Raw genomic sequence first — 17,551 nt, 5'->3', positions numbered from 1 at the left:
GGCCCTCGTCGTTTGTGCGAGACCCTGGGCGTACCGGGTCGAAATGAATCGGCGCGTCGTCCGCTTCACCCACCCAGCAACCCGAATACGGCCACCCCATTCGTCGTGCCGACATACACCTTGCCGTTTGCGATCGATGGTGTGATGAACTTGTTGCCCGTTCCGAACTGATCGCGCGTGCCCATCTGGTTGCTGTTGTACAGCTCGTTGAGCGTGCTCGGGTCGAACGCATGCAAGGCCGCGACGGTGCCGTTTTCGGCGGCCCACACGATGCCGTTCGTGGTGCCGTTCGCCGAGATGCTCGGCGTCGTCCCGGGATAGGCGAACGTCATCGCGCTTTGCGCGGTCGGTGTGATCGACAGCTTCGCGTTGGTCACGGTGAACGCCTTCAGATGATCGCCGACCGAGCCGAAATACACGCGCCCGTTGAAATAGGCGGGCATGCCGAACTCGCCGCCGGCCAGCTGCGCGGGAATCTCCTGATAGATGTTGTCGGCCGCCGGGTTGAACTTGCCCATCGAGTCGCGATTCAGCACGTAGATGGTGCTGTCCTTGCCCGCGCCGAGCGTCAGATGCTGTACGGTGCCGTTCGCGTCGGTCAGGTCCGGCAGCACCAGTGCGCCGCCGGAGCCGAGGTCGATGTCGTCGTGGGCCTCCTGCACGACGTTCGTCATCGCGAAGTAGTCCGCCACCGACAGGCCTCCCGCCGTGCCGAGCTTCAGGAACGTATTGCCGAAATCCTTGCTGGCGGGGAAGCCGCTCGACGTCATCGCCGTGTCGAACGTGCCGTTGGCATCGAGCAGATAGATCGACGAGCCGTCCGACGCCGGTCCCGCGCCGCTCATCCAGATCGCGCCGCCGATGCCGTTAGGCGTCAGGTTGAGCACGGTGGTCTGCTGCAACGTGTCGGCGCCGTAGCCCATGATCCAGCCCGTATAGCCGCCGTCGTCGCAGTGCGAGGTCCACGTCGTGTAGACCGTGTTGCCGAGCAATAGCAGCCCCGCGCGCTCCGCGTACAACGACGTGGTGAACGGCACGACGCCGTTCGTATTACCCGCGCCGCTGCCCGGGTAAGAGGCGGCGACTTCGGTGGGACCGTTCAGCAGCTCGGCGCCGGTCGCGAGGTCGAGCGCGTGAATGCGATGATGGTAGCCGCCGGCCGCGTCCCTCGACATCGCGACGACGTAGATCGTGCCGTGCGTGCCGCGCGAACGGTCGATCACCGGTGTCGAGGTGATGCCGATGGTGTTCACGATCTGGCTGCAGCCGAGGTTGTCGCTCGGGGTTTCGCCGGTGCCGAGTGTGCGCACCTGCCACAGGGTCGCGCCGGTGTCGGCATCGAATGCGTACACACTGTCGTTCTCGGTCGCGACGTACAGCACGTTGTGCGTGCCGCCCGCGATCGCCAGCGCAGCGACGAATAGCGGCTGCGCGTCGACCTTGCCGTCGACGCTAAAGAAGCCGACCTTGCCGAACGTCGAAGCCGCCACGTTGGCGGGCGTCAGCGTGGTTTCGCCGAGGTTCTGGCCGGTGCGCGCGATGTCGTCGTGATAGGTGAGCACGTCGCGCACGGCTGCCGCCGATGTGCCGCCCATCGGGGTGCCCGAGCCGCCGGTGCTACCGGTGGTGGTGCCGCCGCTCGTGGTGCCACCGCTCGTGGTGCCACCGCTGGTGGTGCTGCCGCCGCTCGCTGCGGCCGGGGCCGATGCGCCGCTGCCGCCGGCGCCGACGCTCGCGCCCGTCGGGGCACTGCTGTTTCCGCCTCCGCCGCCTCCACAGTTCGCCGCGACAATCGCGGCTACCGCGATCGCCGTGCCCAACAGGCTGGCACGGAGCAACAGGCGCATCGAGACCATGGCGGACTCCCCGTTGCTTGCGGCGGCGCCACGAAATATGGGCCGTTTGTCGTGTCCGCGCAACGTGGGTTGAGATTATCACCCTGCGTATAGATCGTAAAAGCCAGCAATTAGCGTCTATTCGTCAACTCAGCGCCCGCAGCGCGATCCGCCGACGCTCCCCCCACGGCGCCGCCAGAAACGCGAGCGCCGCGCACAACAGCACGCCGACCACCGCTTCGTGGCCGACCGTTTTCATCAACGCGCCGACGATCACCTGGCGGCCACCGAAGCGCGCCGCGATCCAGCCGGCGAGCGGCACCACGGCGAGACCGCCGCCCGCCTGCGCGGCGGTCAACAGACCGACCGCGTCGGTGCCGTAACCGGCTTGAGCGAGCGCGAGAGCGGTGAGGGGAAGGGTGGCGCGGCTGCCGAGTCCGACGACAGCGACGCTCAGGATCAGCGCGAGGAAATCGCGGGTGAAGATGACTTTCATCGGCGGGGATGCTACTACGCGTGTGGGTCGCGCACATCCTTGCCGCGTCGCGGCGGTATCGTCAGGCCGCGCAGCCGGATCTGCGTGAGGCGCTTGTCCTCATCGACGCCGATCGCGAGCGCTGGCGCAATACCGTACCAGTGAGACACGGTACCCCACAACAGATAAAGGGTGCCGTCGCGAGGCTCGTAAAAGACCTCTGGCGCTCCCATGTCGTGCGCATGTCCGTGCGCGTCGAATTCTGACTCGATGTGCGGAGTTTCGTCGGTTGGGTCTGCGAGTTCGGACGTGCGGACGGTCCATCGCTCGGGATTCGTGTAAAAGTCCAATCCGATCAACCGGCGATGCTGATCGACAAGCATCGACAAGGTGCCCGCCGTGAGGACATAAGAGGGCGCGCCAATGCGGAAGCGCGCATCCAGCAAGTCGCTGAGATTGTTTTGCGGTTCCGGCGGCGAAGCCAAAGGTGGATATTTGACCTCACAGGTCAGCGTGGAGCTTTGTTCATCCCACCGCACGATGGCAGAAACGCCGGAGGCAGGGGGAGTCGTGTAGACGGTAGGATGCTTCATCGAAGAGGTTTATAGGCAAAGTGTAGAACGGTGTAATCGCTCTCTCGAACCATGACTTCGCGCCGGCCAGCTCACCCCGCCACCGCCACCCGCCGCTCGATCGACACCGACCACAACGTCAACAACAGCGCGCCGAGCGCGGTCGCGACGCCGACCCACGGCAGCGTCGTCAGCGGTGCGCCGGCGCCGATCGCCATGCCGCCGAGCCATGCGCCGGTCGCGTTGCCGAGGTTGAACGCCCCCTGATTTAGCGTCGACGCCAGATTCGGCGCGTGGCTCGCCCGATCGACGATCAGCATCTGCAGCGGCGGCACGATCGCGAATGCGAGCACCCCCCACACGAACACGGTCAGCATCGCCGGAGTGCGCGCGTGCATCGTGCCCGCGAACACGCACAGGATCACGACGATCGCCATCAGGAACGCGACCAGCGAGGGCATCAGCCGCCAGTCCGCGAGCTTGCCGCCGAGCGTGCTGCCGACCGTCAGGCCGAGGCCGAACAAGAGCAGCACCAGGGTGACCGCGTGCGGCGTGAAGCCGGTCACGTCTTCGAGAATCGGCGTGATGTAGGTGAAGGTCGAAAACAGGCTCGCCGACGCGAACACGCTGATACCGAGCACCATCAGCACCTGCGGGTTCTTCAGCACGCTGAATTCGCGCACGAGGCTCGCCTTGTGCATCTCGATTTTCGCGGGCAGGCACACCGCGAGCGCGGCCGCCGCCAGTACGCCGATGCCGGTCACGGCCCAGAAAGTAGCGCGCCAGCCGACCGCCTGGCCGAGCGCGGTGCCGAGCGGCACGCCGAGCACGTTGGCGAGCGTGAGGCCGGTGAACATCAGCGCGATTGCCTGCGCGCGGCGATTCGGCGCGACGAGCCCGGCCGCGACCACCGAGCCGATGCCGAAAAACGCGCCGTGGCAGAACGCGGTGACGATGCGCGCGGCCATCAGCACCGCGTAGCCCGGCGCGATCGCGCACAGCAGATTGCCGACGATGAACACGCCGATCAGGCTCATCAGGGCCTTTTTGCGCGGCATGTTGGCAACCGCGATCGCGACGATCGGCGCGCCGATCGTGACGCCGAGCGCATACGCGGACACCAGCATGCCAGCCGCCGGAATCGACACGGACAGATCGCGCGCGACATCGGGCAACAGGCCCATGATGACGAACTCGGTGGTACCGATTCCAAACGCGGCAACGGCAAGGGCAAGCAGAGGCAAAGGCATGGCGATGATGGGGTGTGACGCGTGAAGCGGCGCGAACAACGGGCGCCGGACGGGCGATTCCGAAGGCGGAAACGCTGTCGCCGGGATAGGGAAAAACAGTAGGGGATTCTACCTAAGTCAAATCTGGCTTGCAGGCTGTCCGGAAAGCTGTTGTTTTTTGTGGAACGCGGCGGCGGGAGCCCGAGCCGCCGGGCGGCGTTCAGCGCCGCGCGAGGTTGCGCCCGAGTGCCGCGCAGCCCGCATCCGTCAGCGCTTCGACCACGTTGCTGCGATCGTCGGGCTTGAAGTCGGCGATCCAGATCACGCGGCAATGTGCGGACGTGTCGGCCACGACCTGCAGCGTCGCATGATGATGCTCGAAGCGCCCGCCGCCCACCGAGTAGGCGAGCCGCATGTGGGCATCGTCGACGGCAATCACGCGTTCCTCGACCACGGTGCCGTCGGCGAAGGTGACCCAGCGCAGGTCGCCTTTCATGCGCGCCGCGATCAGCACGCCCGCGAATACGCGGGCGACCCCGGCGGGATCGCGCAGCGCGGCCCACGCATCGGCCGCGGTGGTTGCCACGACGATTTCCCGGTAGATCGTCGCCATCGCACTTCCTCCTGTTCGTTTCGGGTAACCCAGGTCTCGTGCGCGCGGGGGTGTCGCGACCGGCGATTGCAAACCTGTCACCAATCGCGCGGCGCCGTCTTATCCGCGATCCGCGTCGAACGTGTCGCCATGACGGCCCGCGCCGGACACAAAGCGCGCCGCGCCCGCCACGCCTTCGGCGAAGACCGCCGCGTAGCCGCCCGAGCCTTCGCGCCGCAATGCCTCGGCGAGATCGTCCAGCGTGCTGTTCTCGAGCGCGGAGCGACGATCGGCGAGCAGCGCCGCCTGCGGAAACGCGGCGAGCTCCGCGGCCAGTTGCTCGGCGGCTGCGCGCGCTTCGCCCTTCGGCACCACGCGGTTGGCGAGCCCGAACGAAAGCGCCTCGCGCGCATCGACCGCGCGGCCGGTCAGGATCAGATCGAGCGCACGCGACAGACCGATCAGTCGCGGCAGCCGGATCGTGCCGCCGTCGATCAGCGGAATGCCGACACGCCGGCAGAACACGCCGAGCACCGCATCTTCCTCGACGACGCGCAGGTCGCACATCGCGGCAAGCTCGAGCCCACCCGCCACCGCATAGCCGGCGATCGCGGCGATCACCGGCTTGCTGAAATGCATGCGCGTCGGTCCCATTGGACCGGGGCCGCTGCCGTCCGCATGCAACTCGTTGCGGCGCGCGTCGTCGGCAAGCGCGCTGAGGTCCGCGCCCGCGCAAAACGTGCCGCCCGCGCCGAACAGCACGGCCGCGCGCCACGCGGGCTCCGCCTCGAAGCGGCTGAACGCGGCGCTCAACGCATCGGCCACCCGGCGATCGACCGCGTTGCGCTGCGCGGGCCTCTCCAGCACGATCGTAGCGACGCCGTTGCCGTCATTCGACTCGATTCGCACATGGTTATTGAAATATTGGTTGGCTATCATCGTTATGTACCTTAAGGGTACGTGAAGGTCGCTGCTGGCCTGTTGATCCGGCAGTGTTACAGCACGCTCATGCAGCGTGATTAATCCGGTGAGTTGTCATGTTTCCATCACATCCGGCTCGTAGCGTTAGCGCTCTATTGATGCGCTGGCGTCCTGTCGCCAGCTTGCCGAGCCTACCTTTGTCCTTGCCTTTGCCCAATTCATCGCCGGCCGCCGCGCCAGCCTGCGCCGGAACGGTGTGGGTCGTGCCGTTGCAGGACCACTCGTGGTACGACCATGTGCGCCTGAAGCGCGTCTTCGTCACCGACGGCACACGTCACCAGGTCGTGCTCATCGATCTGCGCAAGCTGCTCGTGTGCGCGGATCGCGACAACACCGATTACGTGCTGAAGCCAGTCGCCGAATGGCACTCGGGCAAGGTCCGCGGCATTCGCGAGTTTCTCGATCCCGACAGCCCGCGGATTCCGCAGATGCCGTACGTGACGATCTCCACGCGTCGCGCGCCGGGATTGCTCGGCTGGGTCGGCATCGAGCGCGAGGGGGTAGTGGCGTTTCGCAACGGCCAGCATCGCGCGCGCTATCTGGCCGAGGCGGGCGCGCGCTGGTGTCCGGTTGAAGTGCACGAGCGCGAGGCGGGATTGCTGCGTGAGCTGTGCGGCGCGGCCGATGATGCCCGCACCGCGATTCGCGCGACCCAATCGGGCAGCGACAGCGACGTCTAACTTTCGTGGTCCGCGGCAATTCGCGTCCGCCACGGTTATCACGGCTACCCCGCCTGCACGACGTTGCGCGGCGTGCCCGCCTGCCACGCCGCGATGTTCGCGAGCGTGGTCTGCGCGATCTCGGTCATCGCCTCGCGCGTGAAGAACGCCTGGTGCGCGGTGACGATCACGTTCGGAAACATCAACAGACGCGCGAGCACGTCGTCCTGTAGCGGCAGATTCGAATGATCCTCGAAGAAGATGCCGCCTTCTTCCTCGTACACGTCGAGCCCGAGATGGCCGAGCTGGCCGTCCTTCAACGCGCCGATCAGTGCGTTCGCCTCGACGAGCCCGCCGCGCCCGGTGTTGATCAGCATCGCGCCGCGCTTCATCTTCGCCAGCGCGGCGCGGTCGATCAGGTGATAGGTGTCGGGCAACAGCGGGCAATGCAGACTGACGACGTCCGATTCGGCGAGCAAGGTATCGAGCGGCACGTAGCGCACGCCGAGCGCGAGCAGTTCGTCGGCCGGCGGCCCCGGATCGTAGGCGAGCACCTGCATGCCGAAGCCCGCCATGATGCGCGCGAACACCCGGCCGATGATGCCCGCGCCGATCACGCCGACCGTCTTGCCATGCAGGTCGAAGCCGAGCAGCCCATGCAGTGAGAAGTCGCCTTCGCGCGTGCGCGCGACCGCGCGCGGCAGGCGCCGGTTCAGCGCGAGAATCAGCCCGGCCGCATGTTCGGCGACCGCGTACGGCGAGTAGGCCGGCACGCGTGCGACCGGCATGCCGAGCCGCTCGGCCGCCGCGAGGTCGACGTGATTGAAGCCCGCCGAGCGCAGCGCGATCATGCGCGTGCCGCCCGCATGAAGCCGTTCGAGCGTGGCGGCGTCGACGCTGTCGTTGACGAACGGGCAGACCACGTCGTAGCCATGCGCGAGGATCGCGGTCTCGCTGTCGAGAGGGGATTCCTGGAAATGCAGTTCATAGCCATGCGCGGCATTGGCCTCGGTGAATGTATCGACGTCGTATTGACGACTGCTGAACAGGATCGTGCGCATATCGGGCTCCGAAGAAGCTGTTTCTCGATGTTAGGCGACTTCGCGAATGAAAGAGTAGGGTGATGTGGTGAACGCGGGTACCGCTCGCGCATGACGGCTGGCTACCTTGGCCAAGAAACTTGCGCAATCGCGCGGTTCGGTGAATGATCGGACGAACGGCCTCGAGCGGCGTGCCTGCCGCGAGGCCGTTCGTTCCTTTGCGCTTCACATTCATATACCGATCATGCCGACTTCAACCTCCACTACCGTTGCTTCGTCCGTCCCCTGTCCAATTGTCGAATCGCTCGACGCCATCCTTCCCGAAGAACCGCTGCTGATGATGGGCGCCGGCCCCGTGCCGATTCCCGCCGCGGTCGCGAAGGCCAATGCGATCGTGATCAACCATCTGGGCGGCACGATGGCGAAGGTGGTGAACCAGGTGAAAACGATGGCGCGCTACGTGTTCCAGACGCAGTCGAAGTGGGTGCTCGGCGTCGCGGGACCGGGATCGGGCGCGATGGAGATGGCGATTTCCAATCTCGCGTGGGAAGGCACGCGCATGCTGTGCATCAAGAACGGCTTCTTCAGCGACCGCATGGGCGAAATGGGCCGGCGCGTCGGCGCGCGCGTGAGCATGCTCGAAGTTGCGGACCGCACGGTCGCGAGTCTCGACCAGATCGCCGACGCGCTGCGCCGCGAGCGTCCCGAGGTCGTCACGGTCGTGCAGGGCGAGACCTCGAACACCGTGTGGAATCATCATCTGAAAGACATCGCCGCGCTTGCGAAGGAAGCGGGCGCGCTCGTGATCGTCGACGCCGTCTGCACGCTGAGCACGATGCCGCTCGAAATGGATACCTGGGGCATCGACGCGGTGATCACCGGCGGCCAGAAGGGCTTGTCATCGATTCCGGGCGTGTCGCTGATTGCGTTTTCAGACGCCGCCTGGGCGCGCGTCAAAGGCCGCTCGGCGCCCAATACGCATTGGTGCCTCGATGCGTCGCTGGCGGAAAACTTCTGGCACAACGCCGGGTATCACTACACGGCGCCGGTGTCGGGCGTGCTCGCGCTGCACGAGGCGCTGCGGCTCGTCTGCGCGGAGACGCTGGAGAAGCGCTTCGCGCGCCATCTGAAATGCTCGCTCGCGTTGCAACAAGGCGTCACCGCGATGGGCCTGCAACTGTATGCGCCGGAGAATTGCCGCCTGAATTCGGTGGTCGGCATCGAAGTGCCGGACGGCCTCAGTCCCACCGACGTCTGCGCGCATATCTCGCGGCAGCATCAGGTGGAAATCTCCGGCTCGTTCGGTCTGCCGATCGTGCGTATCGGCCAGATGGGCGAACAGTGCCGCGAGCACAATCTGTTTCGCACCGTGCATGCGCTGGGCCGCACGATGGTCGATCTCGGCGTCAACGTCGATCTGCCGGCGGGTGTCGCGGCGCTCGAGCGCGGCTTGAGCGAAGGTAAATAAGCATTTTCCGACGCGCTACGAATAGCATTCGCAGCGCGTATCTTTTGTGCGATCCAGCACTTTATAGTCCCATTAGAAAGTTTTTTCCCGCCATTATTGCGTTGCAATAAATTAATGCTTCGCAACCTTTTTACATAACAATGGCGAAATCTCCGAAACCCTTACGGAATAAGGCTCTGCGCCTTTCTAAAGGGTTTTCTTCCTTTCTTACTTTCTATTGTTCTCTGTGCGCCGGCGCACGTATCGAGATCAGGCCGAAACGTAAAGTAGGTCAAGGCAAGAGCAGCGCAATGCTCACGCTGCGGTAAATCGCAAGACCATGATTCGACACACGGCGCGTGCCAGGACGTGCCTGCCGCGCTCATGCATGCATGCCGCCGGAACCAAGCTTTAACGCCAAAGCGCCCCCGCGAGGCGACAAAAAAGGATTTCTATCCGATCCGATAATTCGATCGCGTGGAGTCTCGAAGACTGTCTTCGAGGGTCCGCGCACGTACGAAGCAAGGATATCGACACTATGGCGAGCGCATACGACTCAGGTCAATCGGCAGGGGTTATCGTTGGAGCAGAGTTGAACGGACTGGGGGTGGCGCGCTCGCTCGCGCAGGCCCGCGTTCCGGTTATCGCAGTCGATACGAGGACCCGCGCGGCGACGTGGTGCCGACACGTTCATGCGCATCAGGTAAAGAGTTTTGTCGGGAAAATATTCGTTGATGAAATGATCGAACTCGGCAAGCGGTTCGATCGTCTGCCAGTTCTGATTCTGACCGACGAAGACGCGGTGCATGCGGTGTCGGAAAATCGGGCGGCTTTGTCGCACTGGTATCGGTTCCGCCTGCCGGCCGACGACACCGTCAAGATGTTGTCGAGCAAGGCGCGTTTTCACGAATTCGCGCAGCGGCATGGCTTTCCGGTGCCGCGCTCGGTCGTGCTCGACAAGCTTGCCGACATCGAAAGGCTGGCCGAATTGCGCTACCCGTGCGTGCTGAAACCGGACGACAAGCGCAACGTGCTGCGCGGCGAGAAAGAACGCGCGGTGCGCGTCGACATGCTGCAGCATGCACGCGATCGCGCGATCGCGATGCTCGCGACGCCGGGTGGCATCATCGCGCAGGAGTGGATCGAGGGGCCTGACAGCAACATCCACTTCACGCTGTTCTATCGCGGCGCCGACGGCAACATGGTCAGCATGTTCACCGGCCGCAAGGTGTTGAGCTCGCCGCCGGGTGTCGGCAATACCGCGATCTGCGTGGCCGCGCCCGAAGCCCGTGGGACGCTCGAACCGCTGACGCGGCGCTTCGCCGAGCTGGCCGGTTTCGACGGCATGGGCAGCATCGAGTACAAGTGGGACGACAACTACAACGAGTTCGTGATGGTCGAGCCCACGGTCGGCCGCACGGACTGGCAGGAGGAGATCGCGACGCTGTGCGGCGTCAACATTCCGCTTGCCGCGTACCGCCATGAACTCGGCCTGCCATTGCCCGTCGAGCGCCTGAGCCGGCAACCGGTCGCGTGGCGCGCGACGTTTTCCGACCGGCCGCCGCCCGAATTGCTGAGCGAGCGCACGAAAATTTTCGATGGCTATTTCCGCTGGAACGATCCGTTCCCGGCGTTGCAGCACTATGTCGTGATGAATCCGCTGCGACGCATGAAGCGCAGCTGGAAAAAAGCGATCAGGGCGCCCGAGTCGCGTCAGGCCAAAGCCTGACGCTGGCAACGAAAGCCGTTCCCCTGGAGACCAGCATGTCTTTGACCGATACCATCATCATTGGCGCGGGGCCCTACGGGTCATCTCTTGCCGCGCATCTGAAGGCCGCCGGCGTGGATCACCAGATCCTCGGGGAACCGATGGGAGCGTGGCGCAACTACATGCCGCCCGGCATGCTGCTGCGCTCCGAGGCTTTCGCGTCGAGCCTGCACGCGCCGCGCAGCGGCTTTACCGTCGAAGACTACTGCCGCCTGACAGGGCTGCCTTACCAACCGCTCGGCATGGCGCTGCCGCTCGAAACCTTCGTCGAGTACGGGCTGTGGTTCCAGGCGAATCTGGTCGGCGAAATCCAGCCGGTCGACGTGCTCGCATTGCGCCGCGTCGGCGATCAGTTCCAGCTGTCGCTCAGCGACGGCCGCTCGCTCGCCGCGCGCAGAGTCGTGATCGCGCTCGGCCTGAAGGGCTTCGCGCAAACCCCGCCGGCGCTGCGGGACTTGCCGGCGCAATATGCGTCGCATTCGGAGCTGTATGGGAACCTCGAGTGGACGCGCGGCAAGGACATTGCGATCGTCGGCGGCGGGCAGTCGGCGCTCGGGCTGTCCGCGCTGCTCAACGAGCTCGGCGCGCGCGCCCATGTGCTGATGCGCGAGAGCGGCGTGGTGTGGCACGAGCGGCCGCAGGGCGGTCGCAACATCCTGTCGCGCATCAAGGGGCCCGACGCGGGACTGGGGCGCGGCTGGCGCTCGCTGTTCCTGTCCGAGTTTCCCGGCGTGTTCCACATGCTCGATCCGCGACGCCGCAAGCAGATCATGGAGCACACGTACGGCGCGTCCGGCGCGTGGTGGCTGCACGATCGCGTGGTCGGCAAGGTGCAGATCTCGCATCGCACCGTGGTGCGCTCCGCGGCGATCGAAAACGACCGCGTCGTACTGAACGTGCTGAGCGATGGCAAGCAAGCGCGGGTGAGCGCCGATCACGTGATCGCCGCGACCGGTTTCAAAACCGACATGCGGCAGCACGCGTTCCTCTCCAAAGATCTGGCCGATGCGATTTCGAATCAGGGCGGCATGCCCGACCTGACGTCGCACTACGAAACGCGCGTGCGCGGCCTCTATGTGATCGGACCCGCGTGCGCGCACAGCTTCGGGCCCGTGATGCGCTTCGTCTATGGAACCAAGCACGCGTCGCCGACCGTGGCGCGGCACATTATCGGTTCGTTGAAAGCGGGTGCGCGGCAACGCACGTGGGCCGTCGCCCATGCACCCATGCCGGAGCGCTCAGGTGAATAAAACCCAAGCAACGGGCGCGCCTGCGCGCTCGCACCTGTCCGACAGCTACCGCGGGCGCCGCATGAAGCGCTACAAGATGCTCGTGAAGGAGATGCTCGCGGGCTTCGTCCTGATTTCGGGTCTCGCGTGGTTCACGCGCAAGGTGCTGTGGCGCGATCGCGTGGCCGTGCTGCTTTATCACGATCCCGATCCGGACACGCTCGACCGTCACCTGACTTATCTCGGCAAGCTGTGCGAGTTCGTGCCGTTGACCGACGTCAGCGCGCCCGGCCGCGGCCGGCCACGCGTGGCGATCACGCTCGACGACGGCCACGCGGGCAACGCGAAGCTGTTGCCGGTGTTCATCAAGCACAACGTGCGCCCGACGATCTTCCTGTGCAGCCGCATCGTCGGACGGCCGCGCAGTCACTGGTGGCTGCATCCGGGCTCGCTGCGCGTCGGCCATGAACGTCTGAAGCGGATGACGAACGACGAGCGCCTCGCCGCGCTGGCGGCCCAAGGCTACCAGCAGGACGGCGATGACCGGCCGACCGGCCTGTCGATCGAAGCGATGCAGGCGATGCGCGAGCACATCGACTTCCAGGCGCATACGCGCTTCCATCCGATCCTCACGCATTGCAGCGACGCTGAAAGCGAGGCCGAAATCCGCGACAGCCGCCATGAGATCGCGGCGTTGCTGCAACAACCGTGCGAGCACTTCGCGTATCCGAACGGCAATTACGGCGAACGCGAAGTGGCGTTCGTGCGGGCCGCGGGCTTCAAAACCGCGCGCACCTGCGACATCGGCTGGAACGATCAGCACACCGATCCGTACCGGCTGCGCACGATCATCATCGACGATGCGGCATCGACGCTGCGCTTCGCGGCGCAATTGAGCGGCATTGCGCTGTTTCTGCGCTATCTGCGCGAGGGTGGAGGCTGGCGCGGCAAGTTTCCGCAGTTTTGAACAGAGGGAGCGCCTGGACGAAGCGATCCGTCCGGGCAACGCCGTCCGGCTGTTTCGCGAGACGGCACGAGGGGCATACGACAGGAGGGGACATGCAGCGCTGCAGGGTACTGGTGATCAACGATTACGCCCACATGGGCGGCGCGGAAGTGGTCTATCAACAATCGGCCGAGCTGTTGGGCACGCTGCCCGGCGTCGAGGTCGAGCGTTTCGACGATAGCCAGTTTTCCGCGCGCTCGACGATGCTGTCGCGCTCCTGGAACACGACCGCCGCGCGCGCGCTCGAAAAGGCGCTGCATCGTTTCCGGCCGCATCGGCTGATGGTGCACAACTACCACAACGTGCTGTCGCCTTCGATTCTCAGCATGATTGCGCGGCACGAGCGTCAGTTCGGTTATCGCGCGTATCACACCTGCCACGACTATCACCTCGTCTACTACAACCCGTCGCTGCAGTACTTCGACAAGGATAAGCGTCCGATCATTCTGCCGCTCGACGTGCTGCGCACACGCGCGGTCTTCACGTTGCGGCCGACGCCAAAGGGCCTCGTGCACGATCTGATGACGAAGGCGTGGTGGCACGCGGTGCGCGCGGCCTATCAACCCGCGCGCGTGTTCGACAGGATCTTGTGTCCGAGCCTGTTCATGCAGCAGGCGCTGCATCGCGTCGGCATCGAGAATACGGTCATCGTGCACAATCCGTCGGCGGTGCCGAGCGCGATGCCAATCGTCACGGTGCGTGACAAGGAGCGCTTCAACATCGCGTTCGTCGGACGGATCTCGCCGGAGAAAGGCCTGCTGCAATTTCTGACGCTCTGCGAGGCGACGGGCTTCGAGCGCATCAATTGCATCGGCGTGTACGGCGACGGCCCGGACCGCGCGGCGATCGAGCAGCGCTACGCGTCGCTGATCGCACAGCGCAAGCTGATTCTGTTCGGCACGATGCCGCAGCAGCAGTTGTTTCCCGCCATGCGCGAGTTCGCCGATGCGGTGGTCGTGCCGTCGGTGGGCGCGGAGAACGCGCCCCTTGTCGTGATCGAGGCGGCGATGCTCGGTCTGCCGGTGCTGGTTCGCGATGGCGGCAGCATGGCGGTGACCGCGGAATCGGTCGGCAACAAGATCAAGTTCAAGTTCGATCCGGGCAGCCTGAAACAGGCGCTCGGCGAACTCGCCATTCATCTGGCCGATGAGCACAGAAGGTACGACGTCGAAGAATATCTGCCCGAGCATTACGCGCGGCGTCTGGCTGAAATCATGCACATCGGCGAAAGTTCGACGCACGTCGCGCCGTCGCGCCGTCGCGCGCGCTATGCGGATAATCCGCGTCCGGCGCCCTGAAAATAGTCGGCGCTGATTGTGGCAAACGGCGTGTATATCCGTGCCGTTATCGTCGCTTTAAACACGTGTTTTTTATCGCGTGATTTGTCTGAAGCAATCCTGTAGCAATCGGCTTTTGTGTGCGCTGCCGAACGTTGTAAGGACGGGCTCTCTGAATATTATGATCGCCAAGGAAAGGCATTTTATCGAGCGCTGAAGCGCGTGGCTCGACAGAGTAAACGAAGCCGCGGTGACGGCGCGGAGTTGGCGATGACCGGCTCAATGGGTCGGCGAAAAAGCCAGACTCATCAGAACAAAAGCATGTGCATGTCGTGAGCGTTTGCGTGGAAAAACGGCGGACGAGACGCGGCTAATCGGGGCATCTTCGCGACCGGGCCCGGCAGTCAGTTCAAACCAAACAGGAATGTGGCCGCAAGCGGCCACATCGGCGATACGGGGGGTCCAGACGGTGATGCGCTACAGCTCAGCGCACGCTGTACGGATCGGCGGTCTCGGGAGACGCGTAGGTCTGGTCTGAATTCCACAAATCGCTGCCGTAGGGGTCCGCTGAGTTCTTGCCGCGGACAGGCTGTGCAACGCTTGTACGTTTCTGCTTCGGAAGGCTGTTTTTCGTTTGGGTGTACACGTTGGGCGCGACATAGCGGTTCTTTTTAGCGTACGCGAAATCCGACGAGGAGCCGTAGAGCGTGGTGGAACTGGCCGCATGAGGCGTCATCGCGTCGAGTTGCGAGTGTTTGGCGACATAACTCGGCGCATAAGACGAAGAGGCGGCGGACACGATGCTCTGGGCGTAACCCACCTGGGCGCTCAGCAATACGGGCATTACGGCGGCAAGAAGTTTTTTCATTTCGGGATCCGTAAGAAAGCATGTGATGCGATGTTAGGGAAAAGAGCCGACCTCGCATAGGCGCTGTTACACACAAAGGTAGCCGATGTGGCGTAAATCAGCTACCCCCGTCCGATCGAGGCGGTCAGCTCGCTGGACACAGGCGTGACTGGATGCGGCGACGTGCCGGTCCCGGCGCCGAGAACAAGTGGCAAACCGTCGAGACTTTGGGAGAACTCGCATGAACCAAAGCAGTGCACCATTCGATAGCCGGACCAACAACAGCGAACATGCGCCGGCAGGCTTCGCGAATTATCTGGATGCGCTGTACGACAATCGCAAGCTGATTGCCATCACGACGGCCATCGCGGTCGCGCTCGGCATCGCTTATTCGGTGTTCTCCCAACCCGTGTATCGCGCGGACATTCTGGTGCAGGTCGAGGAGAACGCGGGTACCTCGTCCAGGAGCGTGATCGGCGACGTGTCCGCGATGTTCGACGTGAAGACCGCGACGTCAGGCGAGGCACAGGTGATCGGCTCGCGCATGGTGGTGGGCCGCGCGGTCGACAAGCTCAATCTCGACATCGAAGCGGCGCCGCGCTACTTCCCGCTGTTTGGCCGCTGGCTCGCCCGTCATTCCGATCACCTCTCGACGCCGGGACCGCACGGCTACGTGTACGGCGACGAGCGCATCACGGTGTCGAAATTCGACGTCCCCGAAGAGCTATTCGACCGTCCGTTCGTGCTGAAGATGGGCGAGGGATCGAGCTACGAGTTGCAATACGGCAAGCTGAAGCTCGAAGGCACGGTCGGCCAACCGCTGAGCGCGACGACCAACTACGGGCCGCTCACGCTCGTCGTCGACCGGATCGAGGCGAATCCCGGCGCGACCTTCGAAGTGCGGCGCCAGTCCGCGCTGACGACGACCGAAAAGCTGCGCAAGGAACTGACGATCTCGGAAAAAGGCAAGGAATCGGACATCCTCGGCGTGTCGCTCGAAGGCAGCGATCCGAAGAAGATCAGCGCGATTCTCGCGACCATCGCTGGCGAATACGTGAGCCAGAACCTGAAGCGCAAATCCGAGGAAGCGGAGCGTTCGATCCGTTTCCTCGAAATACAGCTTCCGGAAATGCGCCAGCAGCTTTCCGCTTCGGAAACGCGCTTCAACGACTTCCGCGCGAAGCATGGCACCGTCGATCTCGGCGAGGAAGCGAGCAACCTGCTGCAGCTGTCGGTTCAGGCGCAAACGCGGCTCGCGGAACTTCAACAGAAGCGCAATGAACTGCTGACGCGCTTCACCGACCAGCATCCGGCCGTGCAGTCGGTCAACGCGCAGTTGCATGCGGCGCAACAGGAAGCGAAAGATCTCGCGAGCCGGACGCAATCGCTGCCGCCGCTCGAACAGAACGTGCTGCGCCTGCAGCGCGACGTGCAGGTCGGCACCGAGCTCGATACGTCGCTGCGCAATACGCTCGAACAGCTGAAGCTGATCAAGGCGGGTAAGTCCGGCAACGTGCGCATCGTCGACGGCGCCGTCGCGCCCGATACGCCGGTGCGGCCCAAGCCGCTGCTGATCATCATCGGCGCGCTGATGCTGGGCGTGTTCGTCGGCGCGGTGATCGCGCTCGTGCGTCAGCGTCTGTTCGACGCGATCGACGATCCGTACGAAGTCGAGCTGCGCACCGGTTTGCCGGTCTACGCGAGCGTGCCGTTCAGCCGTCAGGAAGAGCGGTTCGCGCACAGCCGTCGCCGTCCGGAATCGAAGGCGCTCGTGCTTGCGGGCGAAGCGGTGATCGATCCGGCCATCGAAAGTCTGCGTGGCTTTCGCACCGCGCTCGAATTCACGATGACCAAGGCGCGCAACCATATCGTGCTGATCACGGGCCCGACGCCGGGCATCGGCAAGTCGTTCGTGTCGCTGAATCTCGCCGCGGTAATCGGTGCGACCGGCAAGCGCGTCCTGCTGATCGACGGCGACCTGCGTCGCGGCTTCCTGCATCGGCATCTCGGCGGCGATCGCGGTCCTGGCCTCACCGATCTGATCCAGGGCGCGTACCGTCCCGAAGAGCTGATTCGCGCGACCCGTTTCCAGGGTGTCGACTTCATCGCGAGCGGCCGCCAGGTGGCGAGCCCGAGCGACGTGCTGTCGAACACACGGCTCGAAGCGGTGCTGCGCCAGGTCGCGACCGGCTACGACGTCGTGCTGCTCGACGGACCGCCGGTGCTGCTCGCCGCGGATGCGGTCCGGCTCGCCTGCGTGGCAGGTACGACGTTCTTCGTCGCGCGTCAGGGTGTCACGGGCATCGGCGAGCTGCGTGAGTCGGTCCGCCAGATGCAGAAGGTCGGCCTGCCGGTGCGCGGCGTGATCATGAACGGACTGCGGATGCGGCCGGGACGCTACAGCTACGGCTACGGACGCTATCGCTACGCGGCCTACATCTACAAACCGTACGACAGATAAGCCCGGGCGCCTGGTTCGCGACGCGCCCGCGGTGCGGGGCGTAGCGCCCGACTGGACCGATCAGAACAGCAACATGGCAATGCGAAGGGATCTTACGGCCGCGCTTGCCGAGCGCATACCGTACAGGCAAGGG

The 17,551-nt window shown here is 64.6% G+C and carries 14 protein-coding genes and 1 pseudogene; 7 read left to right on the top strand and 8 right to left on the bottom strand.

Annotated features, from left to right (window positions below; genetic code table 11):
• Positions 1-65 precede the first annotated feature (65 nt).
• From HDG33_RS23880 to HDG33_RS23855, 6 genes and pseudogenes are all read right to left on the bottom strand, one after another.
• Positions 66-1,856: a PQQ-binding-like beta-propeller repeat protein gene (locus tag HDG33_RS23880; RefSeq protein WP_184034322.1), complete on the bottom strand. Its 1,791-nt coding sequence runs from the start codon at positions 1,854-1,856 to the stop codon at positions 66-68.
• 157 nt (positions 1,857-2,013) lie between these two features.
• Positions 2,014-2,331 (bottom strand): annotated as a pseudogene (locus tag HDG33_RS38390) (MFS transporter); the annotation flags it as partial.
• Between the two features lie 14 nt (positions 2,332-2,345).
• Complete coding sequence (locus HDG33_RS23870; RefSeq protein ID WP_184034319.1) at positions 2,346-2,903, bottom strand: hypothetical protein; 558 nt, start codon at positions 2,901-2,903, stop codon at positions 2,346-2,348.
• Positions 2,904-2,974: 71 nt separating this feature from the next.
• Positions 2,975-4,132 carry an MFS transporter gene (locus HDG33_RS23865; protein ID WP_090805596.1) on the bottom strand — a complete coding sequence of 386 codons (1,158 nt, stop codon included), beginning with the start codon at positions 4,130-4,132 and terminating at the stop codon, positions 2,975-2,977.
• A 199-nt stretch (positions 4,133-4,331) separates the two neighbouring features.
• On the bottom strand, positions 4,332-4,724 hold the full coding sequence (locus tag HDG33_RS23860; protein WP_184034316.1) for an SRPBCC family protein: 393 nt from the start codon (positions 4,722-4,724) through the stop codon (positions 4,332-4,334).
• Between the two features lie 99 nt (positions 4,725-4,823).
• Complete coding sequence (locus tag HDG33_RS23855; RefSeq protein WP_184034313.1) at positions 4,824-5,642, bottom strand: crotonase/enoyl-CoA hydratase family protein; 819 nt, start codon at positions 5,640-5,642, stop codon at positions 4,824-4,826.
• Positions 5,643-5,782: 140 nt separating this feature from the next.
• Here HDG33_RS23855 and HDG33_RS23850 point away from each other — a divergent pair, with 140 nt between their 5' ends.
• Complete coding sequence (locus HDG33_RS23850; protein ID WP_184034310.1) at positions 5,783-6,364, top strand: plasmid fertility inhibition factor family protein; 582 nt, start codon at positions 5,783-5,785, stop codon at positions 6,362-6,364.
• 44 nt (positions 6,365-6,408) lie between these two features.
• On the opposite strand, the gene HDG33_RS23845 is transcribed toward HDG33_RS23850, so the two are convergent.
• Positions 6,409-7,404, bottom strand: a complete 996-nt coding sequence (locus HDG33_RS23845) for a 2-hydroxyacid dehydrogenase (RefSeq protein WP_184034307.1) — start codon at positions 7,402-7,404, stop codon at positions 6,409-6,411.
• 223 nt (positions 7,405-7,627) lie between these two features.
• On the opposite strand from HDG33_RS23845, the gene HDG33_RS23840 reads away from it, so the two are divergent.
• From HDG33_RS23840 to HDG33_RS23820, 5 genes are all read left to right on the top strand, one after another.
• On the top strand, positions 7,628-8,851 hold the full coding sequence (locus HDG33_RS23840; RefSeq protein WP_184034304.1) for an alanine--glyoxylate aminotransferase family protein: 1,224 nt from the start codon (positions 7,628-7,630) through the stop codon (positions 8,849-8,851).
• A gap of 718 nt (positions 8,852-9,569) precedes the next feature.
• Positions 9,570-10,559 carry a carboxylate--amine ligase gene (locus tag HDG33_RS23835; protein ID WP_260330580.1) on the top strand — a complete coding sequence of 330 codons (990 nt, stop codon included), beginning with the start codon at positions 9,570-9,572 and terminating at the stop codon, positions 10,557-10,559.
• Between the two features lie 35 nt (positions 10,560-10,594).
• Positions 10,595-11,848, top strand: a complete 1,254-nt coding sequence (locus HDG33_RS23830) for an NAD(P)-binding domain-containing protein (RefSeq protein ID WP_184034299.1) — start codon at positions 10,595-10,597, stop codon at positions 11,846-11,848.
• Between the two features lie 61 nt (positions 11,849-11,909).
• The gene (locus HDG33_RS23825; RefSeq protein WP_184034642.1) at positions 11,910-12,794 is read left to right on the top strand and encodes a polysaccharide deacetylase family protein; all 885 of its coding nucleotides are present in this window, start codon (positions 11,910-11,912) and stop codon (positions 12,792-12,794) included.
• 92 nt (positions 12,795-12,886) lie between these two features.
• Positions 12,887-14,131 (top strand): glycosyltransferase, encoded by a 1,245-nt coding sequence (locus tag HDG33_RS23820; protein WP_184034296.1) that lies wholly within the window; start codon positions 12,887-12,889, stop codon positions 14,129-14,131.
• Between the two features lie 463 nt (positions 14,132-14,594).
• Here HDG33_RS23820 and HDG33_RS23815 read toward each other — a convergent pair whose 3' ends face one another.
• Positions 14,595-14,978 (bottom strand): hypothetical protein, encoded by a 384-nt coding sequence (locus tag HDG33_RS23815; protein ID WP_184034293.1) that lies wholly within the window; start codon positions 14,976-14,978, stop codon positions 14,595-14,597.
• 220 nt (positions 14,979-15,198) lie between these two features.
• Between HDG33_RS23815 and HDG33_RS23810 the strand changes: the two genes are divergently transcribed.
• Complete coding sequence (locus HDG33_RS23810) at positions 15,199-17,418, top strand: GNVR domain-containing protein (protein WP_184034290.1); 2,220 nt, start codon at positions 15,199-15,201, stop codon at positions 17,416-17,418.
• The last annotated feature ends 133 nt before the right edge of the window (positions 17,419-17,551 follow it).

It is taken from the genome of Paraburkholderia sp. Cpub6, from assembly GCF_014201065.1.
In the GTDB taxonomy this organism is placed as follows: domain Bacteria; phylum Pseudomonadota; class Gammaproteobacteria; order Burkholderiales; family Burkholderiaceae; genus Paraburkholderia; species Paraburkholderia tuberum.
Note: the sequence above shows the minus strand (reverse complement) of the source record. Positions and strands in the feature narration are given on the sequence as shown.